The sequence below is a fragment of the Nocardioides sp. genome, assembly GCF_034670285.1.
In the GTDB taxonomy this organism is placed as follows: Bacteria; Actinomycetota; Actinomycetes; order Propionibacteriales; family Nocardioidaceae; genus Nocardioides.
The window spans coordinates 1-4,828 of sequence record NZ_JAXMNS010000306.1; the positions used below are offsets into that span (position 1 = coordinate 1).

Here is a 4,828-nt window from a genome sequence, read left to right on the forward strand (position 1 = left end):
GAACTCGCGCCCGATGATCTTGCGCTTCTCCTCCGGGTCGCTCACCCCGGCCAGAGCCGCGAGGAAGCGATCCTCGGCGTCGACGACCTTGAGGTCGACCCCGGTCGCGGCGACGAAGTCACGCTCGACCTGCTCGGTCTCGTCCTTGCGCATCAGGCCGTGGTCGACGTAGACACAGGTGAGCCGGTCGCCGATGGCGCGCTGCACGATCGCGGCGGCCACCGCCGAGTCGACGCCGCCGGAGAGGCCACAGATGGCCTTGCCACGGTCGCCGATCTGGGCGCGGATCGAGGCGATCTGCTCCTCGGCGATGTTGACCATCGTCCACGTCGGCCGGCAGCCGGCGATCTCGTGCAGGAAGTGCTCCAGGACGCGCTGGCCGTGCTCGGTGTGCATGACCTCGGGGTGCCACTGCACCCCGGCCATCCGGCGCGGCAGCGACTCGAAGGCGGCGACGGGCGTGACCGTGGTGGAGGCCAGCACGTCGAAGCCGGCAGGCGCAGCGGTCACGGAGTCGCCGTGCGACATCCACACCGAGTGCTCGGCCGGGAGCCCCGCCAGCAGCGTGCCCTGCTCGCTCACCGTGACAGGCGTGCGGCCGTACTCTCGGGCCCCCGTCGCGGAGACCTCGCCGCCCAGGCCGTTGGCCATCAGCTGGAAGCCGTAGCACATGCCGAACACCGGCACCCCGGCCTCGAAGATCGCCGGGTCGATCGACGGGGCGTCGTCGGCGTAGACCGAGGACGGACCGCCGGACAGGATGATCGCGGCGGGCTTGCGCTCCAGCATCTCGGCCACCGGCAGGTGGTGGGGCACGATCTCGGAGTAGACCCGTGCCTCGCGCACGCGGCGCGCGATCAGCTGGGCGTACTGCGCCCCGAAGTCGACGACGAGGACCAGGTCATGCTCTGCCGCTGTCATGGGCGAATGCTATCGGCGCACGCAGGGAGCCTCGCACGGCGGTCGGGCTCGTGGACCTCGCTCGGAATGCACCCTGGAAGGTTTCGAGACAGCCGTGCGCTCCCGTCGCTGCGCTCCGGGTGCGCGGCCTCCTCAGCCTCCTCGCAGGCTCGTGGTCCCGCGAGCGAGCTCGCGTGACCACGGCGCGCAAAAAGCAGCAAGCCCCGCCGGGGGGGGTGGGTGGCGGGGCCTGCGCGTCCAGCGCGGTTGGACAGTGCTCGGACTCTGAACCCGGCACTCGGGAGGGAGCGTTTATCGCCGGGTTCACGGTCTCAACGAGCCGCTCCGAACCGGGTTACGGAACGGGTCGGAAAGTTTTTCGCGGTCTAGCCCACGATGTCGTGCACGCCGCGGCTGGGTCAGGACACCCCGACGATCGGCAGGTGCAGAGCGCCGGGAGCATGACCCGGGACGGCCGGCGAGCGGGGCGCCGTGGGGTCGATGCGCTCGTACTGCGAGCCCAGCGCGGGGCGCGGGTCGACCTCGCCCTTGTTGGGCCACAGCGCCATCGCACGCTCGGCCTGCGCGGTGATGGTCAGCGACGGGTTGACGCCGAGGTTGGCCGAGATGGCCGAGCCGTCGGCGACGTGCAGCCCCTGGTAGTTGAAGACGCGCTGGTAGCCGTCGATCACGCCGTCCTCAGGGCTGGTGCCGATGGCGCACCCGCCGATGAAGTGGGCGGTGAGCGGCATGTTGAAGGGCTCCCCCACGTTGCCGCCCGGGGTGCCACCGAGCACCGAGGCCATCTTGCGGACCGCCTGGTTGGCGACGGGGATCCACGTCGGGTTCGGCGCGCCGTGGCCCTGCTTGGAGGTCATCCGCCACTTGCCGGTGAGCTTGTTCTTCCTGCTGTAGGTCGTGATCGAGTTGTCGAGGCTCTGCATCACCAGCGCGATCACCGTCCGCTCCGACCAGTGCGCGAGGTCGTAGAGCTCGAAGAGATTCTTCTTCTCGGTCCACATCGCCTTCAGCCAGCTGGCCCAGCGCGGACCGTCGCCGTCGCCGTCGGTCAGCACCGTCTGCATCATCGCCATCGCGTTGAAGCCCTTGCCGTAACGGACCGGCTCGATGTGGGTGTGGTCGTCGGGGTGCCACGACGAGGTGATCGCAACGCCGTAGGAGTAGTCGGTCTTGTCGCTCTTGGGCGCGATGGCACCGAGGATCGACTCCGAGTTGGTGCGCGACAGGAAGCCCAGCCGGTCGGAGATCCGGGGCAGGTCGCCGTCGTTCTTGAGCTGGTGGAGCAGCTTCTGCGTGCCGAGCGAGGCCGCGGCGAAGATCACCTGGTCGGTCGTGATGACCCGGGTCGAGGCCTTCGAGCGCACCTTCGCCTTGGTGTAGCGCACGTGGACGTCGTAGCCGCCGAGCCGGCGCGGCACCACCCGGGTCACGGTGGTCAGGGGCAGGACCTTCGCGCCCTTCTGCTCGGCGAGGTAGAGGTAGTTCTTGACGAGGGTGTTCTTCGCGTTGTGGCGGCACCCCGACATGCACTCGCCACAGTTGAGGCAGGCGTTGCGGTCGGGACCGGCACCACCGAAGTAGGGGTCGGCCACCGACTCGCCGGGCTTGCTCTCCGGTCCGCCGAAGAAGACACCGACCGGGGTGGGGTGAAAGGTGTCGGCGGCGCCCATGTCGGTGGCCACCTGCTCCATCACGTCGTCAGCGGGCGTACGCACCGGGTTGGTGACGACGCCCAGCATCCGCTTGGCCTGGTCGTAATAAGGCGCCAGCTCGTCCTTCCAGTCCGTGATCGAGGCCCACTGCGGGTCCTTGTAGAACGGCTCGAGCGGCTCGTAGAGCGTGTTGGCGTAGACCAGCGAGCCACCACCCACGCCGGCACCGGCGACGATCAGGGTGTCGCGCACCGCGTCGACGCGCTGGATGCCGTAGCACCCGAGGGCGGGCGCCCAGAGGTAGCGCTTGAGGTCGAAGGTGCCGGAGGCGAAGTCGGAGTCCTCGAACCGCGGGCCGGCCTCGAGCACGCCGACCTTGTAGCCCTTCTCGGTCAGCCGCAGGGCCGAGACCGAGCCACCGAAGCCCGAACCGATGACGAGGACGTCGAAGTCGTTGCCCGTCGTGGAGCCCGTCGTGGGAGCTGCACCGTTGCTCATGTCACTCATCTCGTCAGGCCCTTCCGAGCTTCTTCATGATCTTGAGGTTGGCGGTCATCACCTTGGCATAGGTCTCGTCCGACATCCCGAGCATCGGCGCGAAGCGGACGAGGCGCTGCGTGGCCACCGACTGCGACTCGGTGTAGCGGTGGATTCCTTCGCTCCCCTGGCGACGTCCCATGCCCGACTGGCGCATGCCACCCATCGGGGAGTCGATGCTGGCGAACGTGGCACCGAAGGCCTCGTTGATGTTGACCGTGCCGCACCGGATCTCGCGCGCCATGGCGCGGGCCCGGTCGCCGTCCTGGCTGTAGATCGAGCCGTTGAGGCCGTAGTCACCGTCGTTGGCTCGGGAGACGGCCTCCGCCTCGTCGTGGAAGCGGTAGAGCGAGACGACAGGACCGAAGGTCTCCTCGCCGAAGCAGGTCATGTCGGGCGTGACGCCCTCGAGGATCGTGGGCTCGTAGAAGTAGGGGCCGAGGTCGGGACGCGCACGCCCGCCGGTCAGCACCCGGGCGCCCTTGGCGACCGCGTCGTCCACCTGCGCCACGACCGTGTCGAGCTGCGCCTGGGAGACCAGCGAGCCCATGTCGTTGCCCCAGTCGAGGGTCGCCCCCAGGGTCATCGCCTTCGTGCGGGCCACGAAGCGGTCGAGGAAGCGGTCGTAGACCTGGTCGGCGACGAACATCCGCTCGATCGACACGCAGAGCTGACCGGCGTTCGAGAACGCCGCCCGCACCGCACCCTCAGCAGCCTTCTCGAGGTCGGCGTCGCGGAGCACGAGCAGCGGGTTCTTGCCGCCCAGCTCGAGCGAGCAGCCGACCAGACGCTCGGCGCAGGTCTTGGCGATGATCTTGCCGGTGGCGGTCGAGCCGGTGAAGCAGACGTAGTCGGCGCGCTGGAGGATCGACGTCCCGATCTCGGAGCCGGGACCTGCGACGACCTGCCACAGGTCCTGCGGGAAGCCGGCCTCGTCGAGCAGCCGGGCCCCGAGCAGGGCGCTGAGCATGGTCTGGGCGTCCGGCTTGGCGACCACGGCGTTGCCGGCCAGGAGGGCGGGCAGCCCGTCGCAGAGCGCCATCGTGAAGGGGTAGTTCCACGGCGAGATGATGCCCACGACGCCCTTCGGCACGCGGTTGACCTCGACGCGCGTCAGGCCCGGCACGACGCCCATCTTGCGCTCGGTGGCGAGGTGCTTCTCGATCGTGCGGGCGTAGTAGCGCGCGGTGAGGGCGATGTGCAGCGGCTCGTCGAAGGCGTGCTTGCGGGCCTTGCCCGACTCCAGCACGATCAGGTCGATGATCTCGTCCTGACGCTCGAGCACGAGGTCGTGGAACCGCATCATCATCGCCGCGCGAGCCTCGAGCGGGGTGCGTGCCCAGGTGTCCTGAGCACGGCGTGCCCGCGCGAACGCCTCCTCGACGTCGTCGTCGGTCGACTGCGGCACGTGCGCCAGCGGCGCACCGCTCAGCGGGGTGTCGACCTGCACGGTGCGGCCCGACGTCGCCCGCACCCGGCGGGTCAGCGCCTCGGTGTAGGACGGCTCGAGGGCGTAGGAAGCGGTGGGGTCGTGCTCGGGGTCCGACGGACCCTCGAGGCGCGGACCGCCGGCGGACGTCGGCTGCGAGGCGTCACTCATATACCGAGGGTATGTGACGGGCGTCTCCGCCGCTACTGAATGTTTGTCAATGTGTCCCTTTACACAACTACCGGCGGTGTCCACCAAGGACACCGCCGGCAGTCGGCCGGAGGGCAGG

The 4,828-nt window shown here is 69.4% G+C and carries 3 protein-coding genes; all 3 read right to left on the reverse strand.

The window, feature by feature from the left end; all coding sequences use genetic code 11:
- The coding region (gene guaA, locus VOI19_RS14525; protein WP_323793678.1) for a glutamine-hydrolyzing GMP synthase at positions 1-921 on the reverse strand (921 nt) is incomplete at its 3' end.
- Positions 922-1,319: 398 nt separating this feature from the next.
- Positions 1,320-3,071, reverse strand: coding sequence for a GMC family oxidoreductase (locus VOI19_RS14530; protein ID WP_323793679.1), 1,752 nt, complete (start codon positions 3,069-3,071; stop codon positions 1,320-1,322).
- A 13-nt stretch (positions 3,072-3,084) separates the two neighbouring features.
- Positions 3,085-4,710: a succinic semialdehyde dehydrogenase gene (locus VOI19_RS14535; protein ID WP_323793680.1), complete on the reverse strand. Its 1,626-nt coding sequence runs from the start codon at positions 4,708-4,710 to the stop codon at positions 3,085-3,087.
- Between the last annotated feature and the right edge of the window lie 118 nt (positions 4,711-4,828).